Source organism: Oscillibacter sp. UBA6647, from assembly GCA_002455655.1.
Lineage (GTDB): Bacteria > Bacillota > Clostridia > Oscillospirales > Oscillospiraceae > Oscillibacter.
The window spans coordinates 18,225-18,485 of record DKLF01000008.1 but is presented as its reverse complement, the minus strand read 5'-3'; the positions used below and the strand labels follow the sequence as shown (position 1 = coordinate 18,485).

The 261-nt window shown below is 66.7% G+C and carries 1 pseudogene; it reads right to left on the bottom strand.

Annotated elements, in window-relative coordinates:
* Positions 1-261, bottom strand: a pseudogene (locus B2W96_RS00675) (diaminopimelate epimerase); the annotation flags it as partial.

Here is a 261-nt window from a genome sequence, read left to right as displayed (position 1 = left end):
GCGGCCGTCTCGCCGCTGCCCCGCTCCCAAACCCGCATTTTCACGGTGCTTTCATTTACCACCCTGACAAACTCCGTATTGGTCCGCTCCGGCGCAAGCACGCCCCGCTCGAACCGGGGACCCAGCGCCGCCACCTCAATTTCGTCCACCCGGGGGCAGAACACCACACAGTGAGGGCTTCCCATGTCCACGCAGGTGACGCGCCACTCCGTTCCCCCGATTTCCACAGGCGCGTTCACAAGCCGCCGCCCCGCGTCCAGC